12 protein-coding genes are annotated in these 25,140 nt (G+C 27.5%); 7 read left to right on the forward strand and 5 right to left on the reverse strand.

The genetic code is table 4. The features are described 5' to 3' along the window. Positions 1–2 precede the first annotated feature (2 nt). Genes D2846_RS02010 through glyA form a run of 4 tightly spaced genes read left to right on the forward strand, consistent with a single transcriptional unit; the run spans position 3 to position 5,054 of the window. A complete protein-coding gene (locus D2846_RS02010; protein ID WP_117275352.1) occupies positions 3–953 on the forward strand; it encodes a phenylalanine--tRNA ligase subunit alpha in 951 nt (316 codons plus the stop codon). Next, a complete protein-coding gene (locus D2846_RS02015) occupies positions 943–1,611 on the forward strand; it encodes a uracil-DNA glycosylase (protein ID WP_117275354.1) in 669 nt (222 codons plus the stop codon). The genes D2846_RS02010 and D2846_RS02015 overlap by 11 nt, the downstream gene beginning before the upstream one ends. A gap of 9 nt (positions 1,612–1,620) precedes the next feature. Further along, positions 1,621–3,774: a phenylalanine--tRNA ligase subunit beta gene (locus tag D2846_RS02020; RefSeq protein WP_117275356.1), complete on the forward strand. Its 2,154-nt coding sequence runs from the start codon at positions 1,621–1,623 to the stop codon at positions 3,772–3,774. An 11-nt stretch (positions 3,775–3,785) separates the two neighbouring features. Next, a complete protein-coding gene (gene glyA / locus D2846_RS02025; protein ID WP_117275358.1) occupies positions 3,786–5,054 on the forward strand; it encodes a serine hydroxymethyltransferase in 1,269 nt (422 codons plus the stop codon). A gap of 110 nt (positions 5,055–5,164) precedes the next feature. On the opposite strand, the gene D2846_RS02030 is transcribed toward glyA, so the two are convergent. The 3 genes from D2846_RS02030 to rpsB all read right to left on the reverse strand — a co-directional run bounded on the left by D2846_RS02030 (position 5,165) and on the right by rpsB (position 11,404). Continuing rightward, positions 5,165–9,286 (reverse strand): hypothetical protein, encoded by a 4,122-nt coding sequence (locus D2846_RS02030; RefSeq protein ID WP_117275360.1) that lies wholly within the window; start codon positions 9,284–9,286, stop codon positions 5,165–5,167. Between the two features lie 378 nt (positions 9,287–9,664). Next, positions 9,665–10,546 (reverse strand): translation elongation factor Ts, encoded by an 882-nt coding sequence (gene tsf, locus D2846_RS02035; protein WP_117275362.1) that lies wholly within the window; start codon positions 10,544–10,546, stop codon positions 9,665–9,667. Positions 10,547–10,573: 27 nt separating this feature from the next. Beyond that, a complete protein-coding gene (rpsB, locus tag D2846_RS02040) occupies positions 10,574–11,404 on the reverse strand; it encodes a 30S ribosomal protein S2 (RefSeq protein ID WP_117275364.1) in 831 nt (276 codons plus the stop codon). A gap of 284 nt (positions 11,405–11,688) precedes the next feature. Here rpsB and D2846_RS02045 point away from each other — a divergent pair, with 284 nt between their 5' ends. From D2846_RS02045 to D2846_RS02055, 3 genes are read left to right on the forward strand one after another with little or no spacing between them, the layout of a single operon-like run. Further along, positions 11,689–16,533, forward strand: coding sequence for an MGA_1079 family surface serine endopeptidase (locus D2846_RS02045; protein ID WP_117275366.1), 4,845 nt, complete (start codon positions 11,689–11,691; stop codon positions 16,531–16,533). A gap of 8 nt (positions 16,534–16,541) precedes the next feature. Next, entirely contained in the window at positions 16,542–17,798 is a 1,257-nt protein-coding gene (locus D2846_RS02050; protein WP_117275368.1) for a discoidin/SUN/FTP domain-containing protein, read from the forward strand. Between the two features lie 10 nt (positions 17,799–17,808). Beyond that, a complete protein-coding gene (locus D2846_RS02055; protein WP_117275370.1) occupies positions 17,809–23,784 on the forward strand; it encodes a beta-N-acetylglucosaminidase domain-containing protein in 5,976 nt (1,991 codons plus the stop codon). Between the two features lie 36 nt (positions 23,785–23,820). Here D2846_RS02055 and pgsA read toward each other — a convergent pair whose 3' ends face one another. Then, positions 23,821–24,504 (reverse strand): CDP-diacylglycerol--glycerol-3-phosphate 3-phosphatidyltransferase, encoded by a 684-nt coding sequence (gene pgsA / locus D2846_RS02060; protein ID WP_223211502.1) that lies wholly within the window; start codon positions 24,502–24,504, stop codon positions 23,821–23,823. Next, a complete protein-coding gene (locus D2846_RS02065) occupies positions 24,491–25,135 on the reverse strand; it encodes an MHJ_0274 family protein (RefSeq protein WP_117275372.1) in 645 nt (214 codons plus the stop codon). Before D2846_RS02065 ends, pgsA begins: the two co-directional genes overlap by 14 nt. Positions 25,136–25,140: the final 5 nt, after the last annotated feature.

A 25,140-nucleotide genomic window follows, 5' to 3' on the forward strand; every position in this document is an offset into this window, starting at 1 on the left:
GTATGTTAAATTTAGAACAAATTAATAACTTAGAAGATCTTAAAAAAGCTAAAGCAGATGCTTTTGGTAATGAAGGTGAAATTTTTAAATTACAAAAAAAACTTAAAAGTGCTTCAATTGAAGAAAAAAAAGCATTAGGTCAAGAAATTAATAAACTTAAAAAATCTTATGAAGAATTCTTTGCACAAGCAGAGCAAAGAGTAAAAGATATTTTAATTAATAACAAAATTAATAGTGAGTTTATTGATGTATCTGAACCTTCAAGAAAACCAGGTTCATTAAATCCAATCACTATTATTGAAGAAAGATTAAAAGATTGATTTATTCAACATGGTTATTATGAACAAAAAGCAAGTGAAATTGTTTCTGACTTATATAACTTTGAAAAACTTAATATTCCACAAGATCATCCCGCTAGAGCAATGCATGATTCATTATATTTAAATGCAACTACTTTATTAAGAACTCATAACACAGGTGTTACAGCAGTTGTTTTAGAAGAAAATAAAAATAAAGAATTAGGAACTTTTGCTATTGGTAAAGTGTATCGTAATGATGAAGATGACGCAACACATTCACACCAATTTACTCAACTTGACTTTGTTGCTGTTGGTAAAGTAAGTTTCCCTAATTTAATATGAACACTTAAGTCAATGCTTTCATATGTTTTAGAAGAAGAAGTTGAAATTAGACTTCGTCCAAGTTATTTCCCATTCACTGAACCTAGTGTTGAAGTTGATGTTTTCTACAACAACAGATGAATTGAAATTCTAGGTGCAGGAATGCTACACCCTAGAGTTTTAGAGATGGCTGGTTTTGATAACCAAATGAACGGATTTGCTGCAGGTCTTGGGATTGAAAGAATTACAATGATTAAATATGGATTTAGCGATATTAGAGATCTTTATAGAAATGATTTAAGAGTTATGGAGCAATTTAATAATGAAAGATAGTTTTTTAAATATTTTACAATTTGAAGGTAAAAAAGAATATTTTCAAGTTATCTTAAAAGAATTAGCAAACTCAGAAAAAAATGGAAAAGCAGTTTTTCCGCACCAAATGGACTTATTTAGACCATTTGAATATTTTCAAGTTAAAGATACGAAATTAATTATTTTGGGACAAGATCCTTATCCACAAATTAATATTGCTGATGGTCTTGCATTTTCAACAGGGCACATTAAAACACCGGCAAGTTTAAAAAATATTTTTAGAGAAATTCAAAAAGATTTTCCTAAAACAACATTCAAAACGAATTCATTACAAAAATGAGCTAAGCAAGGTGTTTTATTATTAAACTCAGTTTTAACGGTTGAAGAAAATAATCCTAATTCTCACAAAGGAATTGGATGAGAAGAATTTGTTAAAGCAACAATTCAAGAAGTAATTAAACAAAACCCTAAAGTTTTAGTTCTTGCTTTAGGTAATCAAGCACATAACGTTTTAGATAGTGCACTTAAATTTATGAACTATGATCAAGATAATGTTTTCAAACTATCACATCCTTCGCCACTTGGATATAGACATAGCTTTGAAAACTCAGGTGTTTTCAAAAAAATTAATCAAAAATTAATTGCATTAAAACAAGAACCAATTGATTGAAATTTATAGGAGGTAATGATGATTTTATCACTAAAACATCTAAATAAATATTTACCTAAAATCAAATTAGAGGTAAATGAATTAGAAAAAGCTCTCAATGAGTTAGGTTTTGAAGTTGAGGAAATTAAGCCTTTCTCAAATGTTAAAGGCGTTGTATTTGCAGAAGTGTTAAATGTTTTTCAAAACCCTAACTCAGATAGACTAGATGTAGTTGAATTAAATACAAAAAATGGACAAATAACAATTCAGACAAACAACAGAATCCTACAAAAAGGTAACTTAGTTATTTGTTTTCCAGTTGGTGCTTCAAAAGATGGAGTTGAATTTAAAGAAGTTGAATTAAAAGGTTATAAATCACAAGGTATGTTGGCTTCTTGAAGTGAAATTGGATATGATTATTCATTATTAACAGATAAAGACCAATTATTAGTTTTACCTAATGATTTTGCTTCAATTAATGATGATGCAATGGAACTTTTAAATATCAATGATACTATTATTCAAATTAGTACCACAGCAAATAGAAATGATGCTAATTCATATTATTTCTTAGCAAGAGAACTAGCCGCATACTTTAAAACTGAATTTAAACCTTTATTTGAAAAAGTACAAAAACAAGATTTTGTTTCAAGATTTAATTCAAAACCAAATAAAGCAAAAGAACTTTCATTTTTAGAAGTTAATGGGAAAAATCAAACAAGCATTTACCATAAAACATTATTAGCTAAACACGGAATTTCTTCATTATTTGATTGAGCAGTTAACTTAACTAATTTGACTTTACTTGAAATTGGTTCACCTGCGCATGTTTATGATGCTTCAAAACTTTCAAGTAATCTTAGTGCAGAGTTATATTCAGGAGATTTAACTATCTTAGGAAACAAAGAAGTATCAGTTAAAGAAGTCTTAGCAATTAAAGATGATAAAAATGTTGTTTCACTTGCTTCTGTAATGGGATTAGAAGCAACTAAATCAACGGAGCAAACAACAAATTACTTATTTGAAATCGGAATCTTTGATTCAAAATTAATTAGACATGGAGCAAAAGAAATTAAACTTGCATCTAATTCATCAAATCAAGGTTCAAGATTCATTTCACAAGAAGTTGCTAAGTTAGGTTTAGAGTATATTAAAGCAGCAAGTTCAAACCTTGAAGTTTCAAACATTGTAAATGAAATTAAAGTTGATGAGCTTAAAAGAATTAAATTTGATGAAAATAAATTAAAAACATATTCTGGTTTAAACGATTTATCAGTATTTGATGAAGCTATTAAGCAGCTTTCAAGATTAGGATTTGTATTTTCAAAAGATGAAGTTATTGTGCCTAATTATAGATATGATGTAAATTACTTTGAAGATATTATTGAAGAAATTTTCAGATTTTACTCATATCAAAAATTCACACCAGAAAAAATTAATATTACTTCTTTAAGAACACAAAAAAGAAGTAATGATAAATTATATTGAATGCATAATGGATATAATGAAGCAAGAACATTTACTTTAGTATCTAAAGAGAAAAATCAATTTAACCCATTAATGCATAAAGAAAGTATTGATTTACTTACTTTTGTTTCTAAAGAAAGAGAATCTGTGCGTCATTCAATCATTACTTCACTACAAGAAGTAATTGAATATAATCAAAAAAGAAAGATGGATACTTTAAATATTTTTGAAGAAGGTATGATTTCAACTCAAGAATTTGTTTATGGATTAGCTTCAACTACTAAAACATTTAATGAACTTAAACAAGATATTATTAACTTTTTAAACCTTCAACTTGAATTTGTTAAGTTTAATGATAATCCTATGATTCATCAGAATGTTTCAGCTAAAATTCTTTATCAAAATAAACAAATTGGATGAATTGGAAAAATCCACCCTAAATTTGATAACACAAATGCATTTTACGCAGAGTTTAAAGTTCCTGTAGCTATAAATAAAACTAAATTTAAAGCTATTAATCCAGAACCTTTAAAAACAATTGATTTAACTTTTGAAATCAAAAATGATCAAAGTATTGCAGAGGCAATTAATAAAATTAAAGCGATTCATAATCCTTTTGAAATCAAAATTATTGATGATTACAAAAAAGAAACTACTCATAATGTAACATTAAGAATTACTGATTATGAAGTAAATATCGAAAAGATTAATAAAGCCTTTAATTAGAAAGGAATTATATGTATTCAAAAATTACCTTAAAAGATAAACTCATTCAAGATGCTATTAATAATGAACTTACTAGACAAGAAGATCATGTTGAGTTAATTGCTTCTGAAAATTTTGTTTCAGAAGATGTTTTAAGAGCTCAAGGAAGCATTTTAACTAATAAATATGGTGAAGGTTATCCCGGAGCTAGATATTATGGCGGTTGTGAGTATGTTGATATTCTTGAACAGGCCGCTATTGATAGATTAAAAGAGTTATTTGGAGTTAAGTACGCAAATGTGCAACCATATTCAGGTTCAACAGCAAATGCTGCTGCAATTGCTTCAGTAGTACCTAGTGGTGGTAAAATTATGGGACTTTCACTTAGCTCAGGTGGCCATTTAACTCATGGATATAAAATTAGTTTTAGTGGAATTTTCTATGATTCAGTTTCATATGATTTAAACCAAGAAGGCATTTTAGATTATGATGCAATTGAAAAGTTAGCAATTCAAGAAAAACCAGATTTAATTATTTGTGGATATTCAGCTTATTCAAGAACAATTGACTTTAAACGTTTTAAAGAAATTGCAGATAAAGTAGGCGCTAAGTTAATGGCTGATATTGCTCATATAGCAGGATTAATCGCAGCAAATGTACATCCATCACCAGTAGGATATGCTGATGTTATTACATCAACAACACATAAAACCTTACGTGGGGGTCGTGGCGGGATCATCATGACTAATGATGAAGAAATTGCTAAGAAAATAAATAGATGAGTATTCCCTGGATACCAAGGCGGACCTTTATTTCATGCTATCGCAGGTAAAGCAGTTGCATTTTATGAAGCATTACAACCACAATTTAAAGAGTATGCTAAAAATATAATCAAAAATGCTAAAACAATGTCCGAAAGATTCAAGTCATTAGGAGCTAAAATCATAAGTAATGGAACAGATAATCACTTATTCATGATTGATGTTTATAATACATACAAAATAAACGGTAAACAAGCTGAAGACATATTACATAAAGTAAATATAACCTTAAACAAAAATACCATCCCATTCGATACTTTAAATCCACGTTTAGGAAGCGGTATCAGAATTGGTACTGCCGCTATGACAAGTAGAGGATTTGAAAATTGAGAAGAGTTAGCAAATATAATTCATAATATTTTAAGCAATTATGAAAAATTGAATGATAATTCTGATGAATCAAATAATATTTTAAATGAATATAAAAAACAAATATTAGAGTTTTTACATAATTCCCCAATCAAAAAATCATATATTTAGAAAATAAAAACGCAATGGTAAGTTTAATTTAACCATTGCGTTTTTAAAACTTAGTGTATATTTAAAATTAAAAAATCTAAAGATTACTTTAGATTTTTTAATGTTTATTATTATTTTTTCTTAACAGCAACAATAATTCCTAATGAAACTAATGCTAAGATAACTGATAATACTGTAAATGTAATGATAAGAGCTTTATCAATAGCAGTTTTTGTTCTATTTTGAACATCTTTTTTAGCATCTTCGTATTGTTTGAATTCATCAAATGCTGTATTTTTATTATCATTTGAGTTTCATTTATCTAAAATACTTTTAGCTAGTGCTCTATCTTTTCCTCAGCTTTCAATGTTTTCTAATTCTTTTTTGTATTTTGCAACATCTTCATTTCTAGCTTTTGGATATTTTGTTAAGTCTAATTTGTATGAATCACCATTAATTTCATTGAATAATTTTTTATATTTATTTTCATTATCTAGTAATTCATCATAAAGATCTTTTAATGATTTTGTATATTCTTCTGGTGTATAGTTAGCTTTAAGTTCTTCAACTTTGTTTGCAAAGGCATCTTTGAAAGGTTGAGGTAAAATGTCAGCTTTTTTGTTTAATAATTCAACAAGTGCATCATTTGTGTTGTAGAATGTTTTACGTTTTAATGCATCAACATCATCTTCTTGAACTTGTCTAATGATATTGTCAAGAGCTGGGTTTTCTGTAGCTGCAAAGTTAAAGTCATCTGGTAATTGAATTGATAATTTACCATTTTCATCTAATTTAGCAATAATTTGGTTTGCTTTTTCAACTTTTTCATTTGATAATTGTGAATCATCAATTAAAGGTTGAACATTATTTTTATAGTTATCTATTAAACCTTTTAGTTCATCAACTTTTGCATTTAATTTTGAGAAGTTTTCAAATGCTTTTTTAGCATCTTCTAAAGATGTGTTTGCATCATTGATGTAATCTAAGAATTTTTTACGAGCTGGATCAGCGATTGATGAGTCAACAACTAAATCACTTAAAGCGATTTTTTCATTAAATGCATCAACTTTAGCTTTTTTATCTTTTGTATCTTGTAAACCATCATCACTATTTAATTGGTTAAATAATACATTAGCTAAGTCTTGATCATTTCCTAGTTGTTTTAATGGAGATGATAATTCTGTTTGTTTTTCTTCTAGTTTTGAAGCTAATTCCGGATTTACTGCTTTAATTTTAGACAAGTCAGCATCTTTTAATGTGTTGATGTCGTTGTATAATTTTGCAATTTCATCTTTTTTATCCATTAATTTATCAAAAGCTGTTTTTAATTTTTCACTATCCGCTTTTGAAGTTGAATCATTCATAATTCCATCAGCAAAGTTGTTAAATGAATTTTTAAGTTCATTTGGTAAATCTGATTTACCCACTAATGCTTTAAGAGCTTCTCTTAAGATTTCAAATTCTTTTTCTTTTAGCTTATCAATTTGTTCTGTTTGAATTGAAGAATTAATTGCTTCAATTGGTGCATTATCATCACTTGTAAAGTTAAATCCTTCAGGTAAATCAACTGAGAATTTTCCTTTATCATCAATTTTAGCTAATAAGTCATTTGCTTCTTTAACATTTTCGTTATTTTCAGATGTTAAACCAGCTTGTGTAACGTGTGGTTTAACGTTTTCATTGTAATTATCTACTTCAGCTTTAAATTCACCAACTTTTTCATTAAGTAAAGCGAATTTTTCATATGCTTTTTGAGCATCTTCAGGTGTAGTTGTCTCAGCATTAATGTAATCTAAAAATTTTTGACGAGCTGGGTCACCAACTGCTGAATCCGCAATTTTTCCATTGATATCAAGTTTTTTCATGAAAGTATCGTATTTTTCTTTTTGAGCTTTTAAGTCTTCGATACCATTTTCTTGATTTGTTTTTGCAATTAATGCATCAGCTAAATCAGCATTTTTGCCTAATGAACTTAATGGTGTAGAAAGTTGATTGTATTTTTCTTGTAATTTTTGTGCTAGTTCTGGATTAATTTCTGTTAATTTGTCAAAATTAAATGGTTCCATTGCATTAATGTCTTCATATAATTTTTTCATTTCTTCAGCTTGTTTTAATTTTTCATATCCATTTTTAGCAACTGAGTTATCTTTGAATGTTTCTGGTGTGAAAGCAACATTATCAACAGCCTTATCAAATGCTGTTTTAAGTTCATTAGGAACTTCAAGAGGTTCTACCAACTTTTTGTAAGCATCATTTGCTGAATCAAATGAATTATGTTGTAAGTCGGTTAAAGTGCTTTTAAGAGTTTGTTTTAACTCTTCTACTTGCTCGTCAGTAATATTTGTTATAGTTACACCATCAGGTAAAGTAAGAGGGTATTTTCCGTCAACTACTTTATCAGAAGTTGCATTTGCAGCATTTACTTTGTCATTTTCTAATGAAGCTTCAGTAACTACTGGTTTAACATTTAATTTATAATGCTCAGCAGCATCAACAATACCCGCAAGTTCAGTATCTAATTTTCTAAATAATTCTAAGGTAGCTAAGCGATCTGCTTCTGATAAATCATCTTGTTTAACTCTATCTAAGAATTGTTGTAATGTAGGAGCACCTAAAGAACCATCTTTAATTTTGTTTTCTGCATATGTTTTGTCATCTAATAGTGTGTCCATCGCAAAAACATTATCACTTGTTTTTGCAGATTCAATATCAGCTATTCATTCATCGATTGATCCAGCTGCTTCTGGATGTTTTTCTTTTAGTTGTAATAATTGAGCTTTTTTAGCTTCTAAAGCAGCTAATCTCTCCCTTATTCTTTCAAGACCATTAACGTCTCTTGGATTTTTAAAGAACCCACCTTCTCTATCATTAAATACTGAATAGTTTTGAGCAGCAAAATTTAGTTGTCAGTTAGAGTCTGTATAACCATTATTACTATCTAGTACTTTTGTTTTTCATGGAATAACATTATCATATCTAATGTTGTAGTATTCACCTGTATATGCAGGTCTTTTACCAAAGTTTGATCCTTTTCTTCATTTATAAATTGACATAGGCATATCTGATGGTTTAAAGTTAAAGTTTTCAATAAAGTATTTATGACCTTGAATATTTTTAAAATAGAATTCATCAACACTATTAATTGAATTAATATATTTAGTCTTTTTACCTTCTTCTGATTCAACTAAATTTAAGTCTGTATAGTTATATAAGTAACCAAAAAGATCTCTTGATCATTTTGCATGATAGAATGGGAAACGATAATTATTCCCTGTTTCTTCTAATCATGAAATTGATTGGAAGTGAGCAAATAAAGGTACACTACCTTCACCATTTTTAGCCTTAAAGTGGTTGTGGTTATCATTTGTACCTTCAATATTCCATTTAAATAAAAGTCTTTCTAATTCAGTATCGCTTGATAAGTTACCAATAAGCAATGTTCAGTTAGCTGCTAACCCAGTATAGAAATCTTTGAAATTTCATTCATTTGGATTACCATTTACTTTTGTTCTATTTGTTTCGCTATAGAAATAACCTTGTAAGTATTCATGATATCTAACAAACTCTTTTAATTTATTAAATTGTGGTGTAGTAATAGATTTAATGGCTGCTGTGAATTTTCTATATGAATCATATGCTCTCTCAAGAATATTTTTTAATTTAGCATTATCATTATTAATCCCATTTTTCATTTCTTCAAATAATGCATCACCTGTTGCTTTGAATTCATCAAAAGCAGCTTTATATGTCTCATTTGATAATAAGTCTTGTCTTTCAAAAACTCTTAATGAATCAAATGCTCATGTAATTGTGTTATTTAAACTTGAGTTTGTTCCTTGAGTCATTAAATTTTTAAAATATGAACCACCAAATGTGTAAGTAATTAATCTACTAAATGCTTCTTTTGTTTCGAAACCAAGCTTAATAATTTCTTTTCTTACATCTTTATAATTAGAACCATCCATTGAATCAATTTTTGAAACTAAATATTCTTTTTGAGAAGCAGTAATACCACCTTCAAAATCATCTCAAATTCTTTTTTCAATTAAGGCTTTGTATTCATCTGCCTTTGTTTTTGCAAATTCATTTAATCTATTTGAAACATACTTGTTAAATGAAGATGTTTGTGCTTCATTTGAAGTATTGTTATTTTCTGTCGCTGCAGTTTCAGCAGAAACAGCAAACACTGTACCAACAAGAGTTGTTCCTAAAAGAGCTCCTGTAGATAACAATTTAAATTTATTTTTCTTCATAATTATTCCTTTTCATTTTGATTGTATTTAAATTTTTAAATCAATATCAATATTATAATACTAAAATAAAAAATGAAAAATAGCTTGAAAACAACTTTTATAATTATATATGAGTGTTAAAAGTATTTTTCTCGATAAAAAAGACATATAACCAAGTGAAAATATCATTATTAGACATTTGTGCCTGTGGTGTAGGCATAAAAGTTCAATTAATGTTCATTTTGATGTAAAAAAATAATCAATAAACTTTTATAATAAATGTATAAATTTAATTCAAAAAACAAAGAAAAAAGTAAGAATTATAAGTTCTTACTTTTTATTTTTTTGAATTTTTTATATTTTTTGTAGACAAAATTTATTGTTTTTTTGTACAAAAAACTATTTTACAACCATGCTTGCAACTTCAGCTGCGAAGTCTGATTGTGCCTTAACAATACCTTCACCAACTTCAAATCTAACAACTTGAACTAATGTAGCGTTATTGTTTGCTAAATATTTTTCAACAGATAATGAATCTTCCATTACAAATGGTTGTTTAACTAAAACAAATTCTGATAATTGTTTTTCGAATCAACCTTCTTTAATTTTTTCTTGAATGTTAGCAGGTTTTTTATCAAATCCAGCTGGTTCTTCAAAAGCAGCTTTAACAGACTCTAAACGATCTGTTGGGATATCACTTAATAAAGCAAATTCTGGGTTCATAGCAGAAACGTGCATTGCAACATTTTTTGCTGCATCAACATTTGAACCTTTTACTTTAACTACAGCAGCAACTTGTTGGTTAGCGTGTACATAGATTCCTAAAACTTCACCTTCACTTGCTTTTAATGAGTGAATACGACGTAAAGAAATTTTTTCACCAATAACAGCTGTTGCTTCTAATAATGAGTTTTCTACTGTAACACCGCTTGATAATTTAACTTGTAAAGCTTCTTCTAATGTTTCAACATCACTTGCTAAAATAGCGTTTGATACTTCATTTAATAATGAAATGAATTTATCGTTTTTAGCAACGAAATCTGTTTCTGAATTAATTTCAACTAAAACAGCATGTTTTTCGTTTCCTACCGCAATAACTGCACCTTCAGCAGCAATTCTTCCTGCCTTTTTAGCAGCTTTTACAATACCATTTTCTTTTAATCAGTTAATAGCAGCTTCAATATCGTAGTTTGAAGCTTCTAAAGCTTTTTTACAATCAATTAATGAAGAGTTTGTTCTTGCTCTTAATTCTTTGATTAATTCCATTTTGTTATCGCTCATAATAACTCCTTTAATTAAAATATAAAATTAGTTTTCTCTGTCTTCAGTTGCAACAACTGTTTTTTGTTGAAATTCTGGTAAAACAACTTTACTATCATCTTGATATGCGTAAACTTGTTCTCCACCTTTTGCTTTAACAATAGCGTCAGCAATAATTGTCATGAATACGTGGATGAATTTTGCTGAATCATCGTTTCCAGGTACACCCAAATCTACTGAATCTGGGTTTGAATTTGAGTCTAAAATTGAAATAACTTTAAGACCTTTTCTTTTTGCTTCTTTAACAGCAATTTCATCTTCATTAGGATCAGCAACGATCATAACTTGTGGTAAACGTTTCATTGTACGGATACCATTTAAGTTTTTGTGTAATTTTTCTAATTCTTTTTCAAAAATTAAAGCTTCTTTCTTTGTGTAACCTTTGAAGTTTGCAGCTGCTTTAGCTTCTAATTCTTCCATTGTCCCAACACGACGCATAATTGTTTCGTTGTTAGTTAATGTTCCACCTAATCATCTTTCAGTTACGTAGAATGAATTTGTTCTTTCAGCAGCAGCTTTAACAGCTTCACGAGCTTGTTTTTTTGTACCAACAAAAATGAATTGTGTACCCTTTGATGCTAAGTTGTTTACTAATTTGTAAGCATATTCTAAGTGGCTTTGTGTTTTGTAAACATCAATAATGTGAGCACCTTTAACTTTTCTTCCAAGTACTAAATACTCTTTCATTTTAGGGTTTCAAGCGTGTGTTTTGTGTCCAAAGTATGAACCTGCTTCTAATAATTTATCTTTAGAAATAATTGGAGTTCTTTCTTGTTTAACTTCAACTTTTTTCTCAACTTTTTTGTTTTCTGTTGTCATTTTAATTTAATTTCCTTTAGTTTGTTTTTTCTAAACAATATTTCTAACGTTTAGCACCCAAAATTATTGAGGCACACCCAAACGAATCCATATTGTCGATTAATTTTAGTATGTTTAATATTTGTATTTATTAATAAATACGTTGGTAATTTTACCATAAAATGTGCTATTTTTGCAGGTTGGCTTTTTTTTTTTTTTTTTTTGAATCACAAATCGATATTATTTTATATAATATAAAATATATTCGAAAAGAATAAAATGTTGCAAAAAATAAAAGGAGATTTATGAAAAAAAGAGTTTCAAAGATTACAATAATGTCTTTAATTTCTTTAGTGATTCCTATCACTATAGCTTCATGCTCTCCTACTGCAAATAAAAATGTTATCAAAAAGTATTATGATGATGTTAAAAATAGCAACATGCTTGAAATTTTAGCTTACATCAACGAAAATAATCAATCATATTTCACAAATCTAAAAAACCATATTCACAATAACATTTGAGATAGTATCGATGATGTGCAAACCGCAAACCTTATCAAATTACTTGATTTATACAAACAAATTAATGATGTAAAAGTTGCCAGTCTTTATAAAGGACTTTCTCTTACAAATAACATTTCTGAAGAGGATGTAACAAATAGTCTTATTAAAATTGATAAAGTTATCAATACAACAGATGACTCATACAAAAAAGTTGATGATGCCTTAATAGAAGAAGCAATACAAACTTTATCATTATTAGAAAGCAAAAATAAAATGGTTATCGAACTCAATGATGAGTTTGATATTTTCGCTAATGAGCTAAAAAGCATCAGCTTCTCAAATGAAAAATTAACAAAAATTATCAACATTAACATCGTTAGGTTTTTCAATGATAAACAAATAAAAAACAAATTAGTTGAACTCATTCAATCTATTGAAAAAAATATTAAGATCTCACAAGAAATTATTGATTTCTATGAAGGTCATAGCAATAGTTCAGTTACTTCAAGAGTTGCGAAAATAAAAAGATATCTAGAAACATTTGATACATACACAAATGTCGACTTAATTAAAAGAACATTCGAAACTAACGTTAGAGAATTTAACGATTTTGTTTTAACAAATAACTTAGTTATCCCTGATTTAAAATACAAAAAAGATAACTTAGAAAATTACATTGAAACAATCGAGTTCAGTGGTGATGCAAGAAAAGAAATTGAAAATCAAATTAAAAAAGTTTACTTATATTCACAATATGATAGTGTTGTAGAAATGATCAACAATTTCGACGTAAAAGTCGATGAACTTAAAAATGAATTTAAAGAAACAGTTAAAAATTCACAAATTACTAAAGAAAACAAAAACTACCTATATGAAATTATTGATGCTACTGAATCATACAAAGATTTAGAAAAACTATATTCTGAATTCAAAAAGGTTAATGAATCATTATCTAAACTTAATTCAACAATCGCAAACATTAATTCAAGAATTTCAAGAAATAACTTTAACGAAAAATACCAATTAGAGTTTTACAAAAAACTTGCTGACTATAACTCTATATTGGAGGATGATCATTTAGATGATTTCAATTTATTCAACTTCAATGAGACAAATTCAAAATTAGAAAATTTACAAAATGATTTTGAAGCAATTAATCGTGATGAGAAGAAAAACCACACTCTTGACAATAGAACATTACTTGAAATAGTAAAACAAGAAACAAAAGATAGATGAAGTCTTGATATTACTGATAAAGCAAGAGATTACGGTCTTGAACAATTCACATATTCAGCTTCACACAATTTTAAAAACTCAAAAATATTATTTGACACAAAAGATACAGAACAATATGATTATGAAATTGTTGATCTTCAATTAGATAGAAACAATTGAAACAAACTTAAGGCTTCTGTAAAAGTGACTTTAAAAGCTAAACCAGAAATTAACTATACTTTTGAAGTTACTAAAGTTTATGAAAATGATGTTAGACCGTTTATTGAAAAAACAAAATTAAATAACTTAGATCAAATCTATAAAGTAGATTATCATTCACTTAGAAAAATGACTTTTAAAGATTTTGAATTTTTAACACATGAAGAAAAATTAAAATACTTTAAAACTACTTCTACAAAAATTGGAACATTCTTTGATTTTGAATTGTCAAATGACTTCAAATATAAAGATAACAGAATTTATGTAACTTTCAAAGTTATGTTTAATAACCAAATCATTAGTCAAAAAGAATTATCAACAATTAATAATGTTGACTTTATAACCAACGCTAATGAAAAAGAAAGTTTAAGCGACAGAATAGATGAAGAAGAAATCTTAAAACTTCTTAATGGAAATATATCAACATTAATGTCTAATGTTAAAATCAAACCAGATGCAAAATATTCTCACTTAAGCTTTTTAGCTTCAGAAGGTGTGAAAGCGCTAAACGAGCTTTACGAATGACCAAAATTTGGTAAATATCAAATCTTTGTAAAAGATGTAAAGAATATTGATGACTTTAATGGTAGAGCAGACTTTATTTTTTGATACAAAAGAGATGGTATTGAAGTTCCTGTAACTAACCACTTCCAATTAAATAGAACAACTAAACGTTTAGGAAGTTTTAAACTATTAAGCTTCAATGATATCAAACCTATTAGTGGAAGAAACTTTACTGCTGCTGATTTTGATACAACATCAAAACCAAACGCAACACATCAAGGAATGATTAATTCAATTAATGAGTCCAACTTTTTCTTAAGAAAAGCATATGGTGTTTTCAATAACGTTAATTTCAGATCACTTAATCCAAAGGATGTTGTTGAGCAAAATTACTTCACTAACCTTGAATATATTATTGACTTAAGAAATGGACAAAACCAAAAAGGTGATAATTTAGATAACCAAGCATATGTTCCGCTTGATGCAAAAACATATGATAAAGATATCGAAGTTAACTCAACTAATATTAACGACTTAAGAAACAACTACTTTGTTTACTACTATGATGTTAAATCAACTGGTAAAAGAAGTATGACATTTAAGTTAGGATTTATTAACAAACAAAATACTTCAATTAGATTCACAAATGGTCAAGAATATACATTAATCAACATGGTTAATGACTTCCAACAATCACTATACCCTGAAGTAATGGTTAATAATATCAAACTTAGCGATATTCAAATCAACCAAACATTATTATCAGAAAACGATATTAATTACTTCGCCAACAATAATGAACAATTAAATAATGCAATCAAGTTACGTCCTACACCCGATAGTGAAGTGTGATACAAAAACTTTAGCTTGCCAATCAATTTATTTAAAGTAAGTCAAATTAAGAAAATTAATTCTAATGAAGCGTACATCAGATTCTCAGTAAGAAACCAAGCTGGTGCAGAAGTTTTAGCAGATACATGATTTAGAGTTTCAGGATTTAAAGATATCCCCGGAAATGTACAACAAGATGAATTAGAATTCAAAAACCAAAACCTGAAAGTGATTCAAAACTCAGAAACTGAAATCATCAGAGAAAGGGTTATTGAACCATTTTGACAAGATTTACTTTGAAAACTTGATAAGAAAATTAATGTTGCTTCATGAACATTTGATAAAAAATACATTGAAAAAACATTATTAAAAACAAATGCAAAAAATAGAACAATTAAATTTAATATTCTTGCAAACTCACTAATTAATTCACCAAGCAAAAACTCAAGAATTAGAGATATTGCAAGTTCAATTCAATTATTAGTTGATTTTGATGAATTATTAATTAAGAAAAATCTTGAATTTAAAAAATCAGCAACAACAAGTTCAGAAAGATTTAATTACTTTATTAAGTTGAAATGAAACCCTGAAAAAGGTATTGAGTTCAAAATCTCGATGGAAGATAATTCATACAAAATTATTGTTGATGAACCAGAAGTGCAAAGCTTTAGTGAAGGTCAAACATTTGATAAAAATAGAGCATTTGTTATTTTACCTGCAGCAGTAAAAGCAACAATTAGATATACAAATGATGAAGAACAAGAAAACTATAACATTGATCAAAATAGATTTGATTATGAAAAAGTTTACTACAATGAATCTAACCAACCTATTATGTTCTATAGTGATCTTGATTTTCAAAAAGATCGTTCAGTTTACTATCCTAACCAAAATGTTCCATACAAATTACACGAAGGCTATAAATTAAATGTTGATTACTTAAGAATCAAAGACTATAGAGGTTGAGATATTGTTGATTCAGCATACTCAAGGGCAATTGCTATTGATGGTGGTACATGATGAGGAACATTAAGTATTATCGGTAAAGTTAACAACAATCCAAATGATGCTACATTCTATGTGATTACTAACCACCATGTTGAAAATGGAGGATTATCATCATTTAGCCAATTAACAGGAAATAACTTTATGCCTTCTCGTTGAGGAAGAAATTATATTTTCGCTCTAGAAGGGCAAGCTAACAACGTCGATAGAAACTACAACGTAAGGCTTTCAGGCGTCACAACAATTAGAAATAATGAAATTAAATTATTATGAATCGGAAGAGATCAAATCTCGACAGATGGAAAAATAACAAACAAAGAACAAGACCTTTCAATTTTCTCAGTTGACTTAAACAAAGTTCGAGAAAGTGCTAGAGCAGCTGGTAATATGCAAATTGTGTGAAAAATTGAAAACTTAATGAGAATGCCAAATGCAAAAATGGATATCAGTTATGCACTTGGAAAAATTTCAGTACCAAGTATTAGAGAGGTTGCCACTTTAGGATGACCAAGAGTTCAACTTGCTGGTTCTATTAACAGAAGACCTTCTGTAATTAACCACTCTGCTGTTCAAGTGCACGTTCAAAATTACTACTCACAGGTATTTAATGGAGGGGGTGGTTCAGGAAGCGGTATGTATGTTAACAATGATACATACATTGCCACATGAGAAAGAGGATGAAACGGATATTGATCACAAGGATCAAAATATGATAACCGTTCATTTAACTTCTTAGGTGTTAACTGAAAAAACGAAAACCCACTTAGTTTAGCAAACCACAGATCGCTTGCTTCACAAATTTTTAAAGCAAACTTAAAATACCCAGATAAATATGATTTACCATGATACTTTAAAGAAATTGATGATTAGGAGATAAAATGAAGATAAAAAGATTGTTAAATTTAGCTTTATGTTCAGGAATAATAATCCCTACACTAGTTGTATCATGCTCATCAAATAAAGTAGAAATCCAAACAGAAGAAAAAGAAAAACAAAGACCTAAAACAGAAGCAAGGTATTCTGAAAACAAAAACTTTACAAACAAACTTAATCAAAACCAAAAATCACAAAAAAATAAATTCACACCGGAAAACATGAATACAATTGATGATTATTTACCAATTGCTCAAGTTTTTAAAGTATGAGTTAACTCAGAATTTAAAATTTCAAACTTGCCTAAAAAAATTAGATTAATTAACAGTGAACTAAAAGAAAAATGAGTTAATGTTTCATGAGGCGTTTCAACAGATATTACTATTGATCAAAACAAAACAATCCTTGGAACTTATACATATAAAGGAAGAGAGCAAACTGTTGATGCTGTAATAATCGCACAAAACAGAGGAAGCTTTTCTTCTAATCAGTTATTTAGCAAAATAGAAGGCCTTTCAGTTGACAAAGATAAAAGCTCAAAAGACGGAAGTGATGACGGACTTGATAAATTAATTGATAGATCAGGTGATTATATCAATACAGGTTCAAGATGAGATAACTGACACGCTTACAATAAACAACAAGATACAAAACTCGTTTTCAAATGAGAAGAAACAACAAGTATATCAAGAGTTGAAATACACTTTTGAAGATATGCTGATAAAGGTGATTCTTTAGGTGTAATGCCAAAAAATATTTACATTAAATATTCAAGTGACGGTATTAATTGAAAAAGCGTTGAAAATCAAGATAAAATAACTTCGCAAGATTTTGGCCCAATGCAACCTTACAAATCATCACACCAAGGTGTTTCAGATGCGAAAATAATTAATTTTGATGCAGTTAAAACAAAATGAATAAAAATTAGTTGAGATCCTGCTCAAGATGCTCAGAACAGAAACTTAATTATTGGTATTACACACGTTAACTTCAAAGGTCCTGAAAGTACTGACAAACTTCATATTAATCAAATTAATTCAATTGATAACATCTGATACAAAGGTAAAACTTTATTCCTTGCAGAAGGTGACAACGAGTTTGTTGTTGAAGACCTTAATGCAACATACAAATTTAATTCAAAATCTTCATACATTCAAACAAATATATTAGAACAAAACAGTGAACATATTAAATATAGATTCACTTCATACAACGATTTAGGAAACTTTAAAATATATAATGTAACTTTTAAATTAAGGTAAGGAGGTTGATATGAAAAAAAATGTAAAGAAAATCTTAAGTTCTTTCTTTATTTCATCTCCACTTAGTTTATTACCAATTGCATTCATTTCATCAAACACTGCAACAAACAAAAGTTCAGAATTATATAAATTAACTTTTCCAATTGAATCTCTAACATTTAAAAACGAATCATTTAACCTTAAACAAAAGGTTAATTTTGTTGTATCGAAAAATATTAAAAAAGAAATTTTCACTTGATTTATTAATTACTTAAGTTCAAAAAATATTCAAGCAACAATTTCTGATGAAATTAAACATGATTCAACTAACTTCATCATTTCAAATAAATATGATAATGATGAAAAAGTTAAAAAACTTTTTGCTGACAATGAAATTAGATTTTCATTTGAAAACAACATAATTAGCAAGTACTTTATCGAAACTAAAAATAACATGTTTTTTGTTCAAGGTAATGACTTAGCAAGTATCATTGTTGCTTTAAAAACATTACACCAAATTATCTCGAACCTTGATAACAATGTTGTTATTGGTTTTAATGCTTCAGAAAGACTTAAAAAAGAATCAAAATTAATTGCTTATGATGATTTATCATCTTCATATGACAAAAGAAAAAATAATATTATTAATGCTGGTTTAAATTATTTTGATAAATATGTTTATGCAGCTTCAAATGATGAAAAAAACTCTTTAAGATGAACTGAGTTTTATTCAGAATCTGAACTTAACGAAATCATCGAATATAAAAATCTTGCTGAAGATATGCTTGTTGACTTCGTTTATAACATTGATGTCTTTACACATGAGCCATTATCTTCATCAAATTATGAAGCAGGGCTTCAATCACTTAAAAATAAATTAAAACAATTGATAAATGCAGGTATTTCTTCATTCTCATTTTCATCAACAAATGTTAATAGACCAAGTGAACAACTTCAAGTTGAACTGCTAAATGATATTGCTAATTGATTTAAGCAAATTCAAAATGATGAAAATGTTAATCAAGAAGTCTTATACTTCATTAATAACCAAATAATTAGTGAAGTTCCAAATTATTTTGCAACATTCAACGAAAATGTTCACCCTGTCATCAACCATGATAAATCATACAATAGACTTTCAGAAGATTTTAGTATTGCATATAACGAAAGATTAAGAAAAAAAGCTAACTTCTCGCTCAATTGAGCAAAGTTATTTGATCAAGGGAAATTATCATTAAATAACTTTAAAGAAATCCTTGATGTTGGTGATAGAGAAAAAGTGGGCTTATTATCATTTAGTCTTTCAGAAAGTAATGAATTCAATAATTACACTTTCAAAAACATTGCAAGAAGATGATTATACTTAGATAATGAATTAGATTATAAAAACTCAATTGTTAAAGATGTTTTAGAGCTCAATTCATTAGATTCTAACCTTATAAGAGATTTTAACTTAGTTGCAGACCACATTAACTTTATTAACATTTCAGAAAGTGATGTTCATCAACTTGTTGAAAGTAGCGATATTAAAGATAAAGTTATCTTACTTGAATCACGTATTAAAGATGATACATACGAGCCACAAGATATTTCAGTTCTTAAAGATTTCTTTACTAAATTAAAAACAGCAATTAAAAATCTTAAAAAATCTAATTCCAAATTTATTAGCTTAATTGATCCATGACTTACAAACTTAGATCAATTAGCCACAACATATAATTACTTATTAGAAGCATTAACTTACAAAAAGCAAAATATCCAATCTGAATTTAATACATTTGTATATAAAGCTTCAGATTCGTTAAAGACTTTAGAAAGTCAAAAAAATGCTTCTAAAGATTTTCAAATTCGTACAGGTACAAAATACCTTTTACCTTCATTACAAAGAGTTATTCACTACTTAAAAAATAATTATGTTATTTACGAAAAAAATAGCATTTACAAAGTACAACAAAACTTCTTTAGTAGTAGGGGTGAACATTCAAACTTAACACACGGAACTACGCCTGATAAAATCTTTTTAAAATCAAACACAAACGTTGTTGTCTTCAATGGATACAATGAAAAAATCAGAGAAAACGAATACTTTGGAGCAGAGTTTTCACAACCTATTTATCTTGAGAAAATTTTCTTAAAAATGGGTGATGGTACTGATCACTTTTACAATTTTGTCTTTGAATATAAACAAGGTAACAATGATGAATGGTTACCTTTAAATAATGTTACATATAGTCAAGGTAATCAAAACTTCCAAGATGTTGTATTAGAAAACTTAAACAAAATCAATGTTAGTGCAGTGAGAGTTAGAAACCTAAGACAAAACCAAGATAATGGTTGAGTAAGAATTTTTAACTTTGTAATTAATGATTATGATGTTCAAACAAAAGAAACTCAATGATATTCTGATTTAAGTTATAATGCACAAGCAAGTCAAAATATATATATTAATGAAATTGATTTTGATAAGATCAATGATAATAATGATTCTACTTCTTTAAGTATTTCTACTTCGACTGACAATTTACAAGCAAATGCAGCATTAGGTATTTCATTATCTAAGAAAAGAGAAATAACCAGAATCTTATTAAAACAAGGTAGAAGCTCAACTTCAAAACGATTATCATCAATTAGAGTAGAATATTTTGATTATTCAGATAATACTTGAAAACAATTCGGTTCATATAACCTTGATAATAGCGTTGAGCAATATTTGGCTGGTTATGCAATTACAGATAAAATTAGATTAGTTAATTTAGAAAACCATTCGAATGTATGAGAAATTAATGAGCTTAAAATTAGTGATAAACAAAATGATAAAGATAGATTTATTGTAAAAAGTAATAATTTATCAATCGCAAGTAACCGTGCAATTTCTGCATCAAGAAGAAATAACAATTTACAATTTATTGTTGATAATAATCCTTCCACATATGCTTGAATGTCTAAAAAATCAAATAATGGTGGAATTGCTGCTAACGACTCAATAGATATTTACTTTAATGATATTAAAGAAGTATCAACAGTTAGAATTCTTCAAGAAAGTTGAGATGAATCTTTAAAATACTTTAAGATACAAAAAATCCTAAATGGAACATATGAAGATATAACAGATGAAATTTACATTAATTACAACGTTGATTTAACAATTAAAGTTAAAGAAAATGCAGGTAAAATGGATGGAATCAGAATTCTTTCAACAAGAAATTCAGGCAGATGATGAGCTTTAAAAGAAGTCTGAGTTACAGAAAATGTTTCTTACTCATCAGATAATGTTTATGCTGAACAAACATTTAAAAATGAATTAATTGTAAAAAATAATTTAGACAAATTTACATTAAGGAAAAAAGTTGATGCAGCAGATTCAAATATCACTTTACCTCCAAATAAATATATTGGTATTGACTTAAAAGATATTCATTATTTAACTGGTTTAAAAACTAATGTTGAATTAAACGATAATTTAAAAATATTTGTTTCAAATAACTCACATTCATGAACTAGACTTGATCAAATCACTTCATTATCACCTGAACTAAAAGGTAGATATGTAGTATTGATGAATGTCTCAAACACTAGCCAAACATTTAATTTTGATCACCTTGAAGTAACTACAAAAAGCAATGAAGAATATAGCGAAATTGTTACAAGTAACTTCAAATTAGAAGAAAACAACTTTAACCAAGGTGAATTTGATAATGATTTAGAAACTTATAACGAATATAAAAATCCTACACCTGGTAAATATGTATTATATAACTTAGGAAATATTAATTTAAATTCTCTTAAGTTATACTCAAATACAAACTCTTATAATTATCCACGCAATCTTATTGTAGACGTTTCTACTGATAAAGAAGTGTGAAAAAGAGTTATGACTATTACAAACAATGACTCAAGATTCATAAATAGCAAATTAATCGACACACCATATGGACTTTTAGATACAGATTATAAAGAGCACAGATTTTGAGAAGCTAATAATATAAATGTTCAAGGCGCTAAATTCTTAAGAATTTCTGTGACAGGTAATTATCCAAATAATAGAAGTTTAATTATTAATGAGATAGTTATTAATGATAATGTAAGTATCACAAAAAGTAATAATGCTAAATTTGAAGGAACTTATACAGTATCTCCTTCCGCAAAAACACCTGATAAAATCTTTGATAAAAACTTTTTATCATACTTTGAGCCAGATAATGAAAATAGTAACTTAATAATAAATATTAAAGAGTCTGATTATAAAGATAAAGCAATAAGAATCTTCGCACTTGAAAATAATCTTGACGCAACTATAAGTGCTATCGTATATGATTCAAACACAAATCCTAAGGAACAAGAAATTGAATTAGGTAAATTATCAAGAAACTTAACATTTTTTAACTTACCAAGTCAACCTGATAAAAAGTTAATTAAGTTAAAAATCAAGTGAACTAACAAGTTACCTAAAATTAGTGAGATTAGTATTCTTGATAAATCGAATGAACAACTCAACAAAACAGAATTAAGCAATTTAATCGCAAGTGATCCAAGTGATCTAAATAATTGAACAAAAGAAGCTAAAGATAAATATCTTGCTTTAAAAGAGCAAGCATCAAATGCTATTAGTTCAAGTTATGTATGACAAAGTGTTATTAATGAAATTAAGAGTCAAATTCAAGAATTAATTAATCATCATGATAATAAACAAGATACAAGTGAATTAGAATCTTTAGTAAATTCAATTCAACCTAAAGAACATAGTGAAAAAGTTTATACAGATCAAACATTTTCTAGGTTACTTTATAACTTAAATAAAGCAAAAGAAGCATTATTAAATAAAGAAAACATTGGTCAAAATGATTTAAGAACATTAACAAATGAGTTAAGAGAATCAGATGAATCATTAAAATATTCAAAATGATATAAAAACCTGGCATCTGAAAATATTACTAAATACGAGTTATTAAATAAAAACATTTATACACAACAATCATTAAATAATTTAAAAGAAATAGTAGATAGAATTAATTCTTTAGTATCAAATGGAGAAAATGATGCACTTGTGTACAAAAACATTAATGATTTATATAGCCAAAAAGTTAGATCATTAGAAAAAAGTGAGCTTGGCGCATTAATAGAACGTTTTGAAATCTTAAAAGAGACAGCTGAAAATAATGCAAATCAAAACAAACTATTTTGACCTTCATACACAAAATCAGTTGAAACTAAAATTAAAGAATTAGATAAGAAAATTGATTATGAAACATTAACAATAGAGAAAATTAATTCATACATTACAGATCTAAGGAATTCAATCAATTCATTAGAAAGTATGAAGAATTATAAAGCTTCATTATTGAGAAACAAAATTAATATCGATTTTGACTTATATGAAGATATTTATACTAAAGCAAGTTACGCTCCTTTATTAGAAGCTATTAATCAAGGTAAAGTTTATTTATCATATCCAGACTTATTAAATGAAAAAATTATTGATGACCAAATTGGTAATATCGATAAATTAATCCCTAATTTAGTTCTTGATAAAGATAAATTAACTCAACAAGTTAATTTAATCGAAGATGCCTTTGTTAAAAATAATTTAATTAGAAAAATTGAAGGCATTAACTCAAAAGAAAAATACCTTGAAGTTAGAGCAGAAATTAAAGCTTATAACCCTAATAAAACCAAGGTTATTGCTAACGATATTAATGAATATCGTGAAGCAATCAAAAACTTAATTAATAAAATTATTGAAAACAAGCAAAAACAACAATTCTTAGATAAACTAAATGGAGCTGAATCTGAATACCAGCTTGACAATATTAAAAATGAGGTTACTTCATATTTAAATAGATCACAAGATTTAAAAGAAAGCGAAAAGCAAAATAACTCTAAAGACTATGCACCAATTGCAAGTAAAAAAGACTATGCGACTTTAATTTTATCGATCGCATTCCCTGTTGCAGCTGTATTATCACTTGGAATCATCTTGATTGTTTATTTAATTAAACGTAAAAAATAGTGAGCCATTAAGCTCACTTTTTTAACTCTTGAAATCTTAAAAAATAAATTCTCTTGCCTTTTTAATGTATAAGTATCCTGAATATAAACTTAATCCAAGAGCCACAACCATTGTGATATTGATTAAGATATTAAACCCTGGATTTGCAAAGATACCTGGAACTGATAAATAAATAATTGTAGACAAGATAATTCCGATGCTCATTACAAGCGTTTTGATTTTTCCATAAATATTAGCTGCAATTTCAACGTTGTTTTTGTACATAACAACTCTAATTCCGTCAATAATAATATCTCTTAGCACAAAGATAACTACGATTCAAAATGGAACTACGTTAATTGATGCTAAGAAAATTAATACTGAAGTAGTCATAACTTTATCAGCTAATGGATCTCAAAGCTTACCAAAGTTAGAAACAACTTTTCATCTCCTTGCTAAATATCCATCTAAAAAGTCAGTTACCATTGAAATAATAAAGATTATTAAGATTAATGAAATAATTGTTTTTGATACTGGCATAAATTCATATGGATTAAATGCATACCTAAAAACTCAATAGAAAATCATTAATAATAATGCAGGAGCAATTAAAATCATTCTTAAGATTGTTAATCAGTTTGGAATATTGCTTCTATTACTTTGAAAGAAAACTTTTACTTTAGTCATAAAGTTTGAAGTTTTCTCACTTAGTCGATTGAAGAAAGATTTAATTTTGTTCATTGATTACCTCTTCTTGTTTATTAAGTTTTGATAAATATTTTTCTTTAATTTCTTCTTTTAAAGTTTCAGGTGATTTAAGTTCATTTAACTCTGTTGAGTTAGCTTCTTTTGCAGCTTTTTCTGATTTTTCAACTTCTTGTTCAAAGAACTTTAATACAGTATTAGAAAGTTTTTTATCTCATAAGTTTGAGTTGAGGTCTTTTAAAACTCTTACATTACCGACAAAGTTAGTATATTTTTCAGATGAAATTAAGAAGTTTTTAAATTCGTATTCATTCATCATTTCTTCAAGTGTTTCAGAAGCAGCGTTGTTAAGTTCTCTCATTTTGAACTCACCAATACTTACAACAAAGTTATCTTGTTTTTCTCGATTTAATTTTATTAATTCATTGATTTTTACTGCGATTTCATTTCAATAAATAACTGAATTTTTCTCCATTTGAATAGCTGCTAATTTATTTTTCTTTTTCTTAATTCTCTCTTTAATTCAAGAATAAATGAAGTATGCAACTAATAATGCAATTAATACACCAAGTATAATTCAAATAATAATTGATGAATCACCACCAAAAATTCCACCTGATGAACTATTTGATGTAGAAGAATTGCTTTCACTATATAGTATATTCATAGGTC

The sequence above is a fragment of the Mycoplasmopsis edwardii genome (assembly GCF_900476105.1).
Lineage (GTDB): Bacteria > Bacillota_I > Bacilli_A > Mycoplasmatales > Metamycoplasmataceae > Mycoplasmopsis > Mycoplasmopsis edwardii.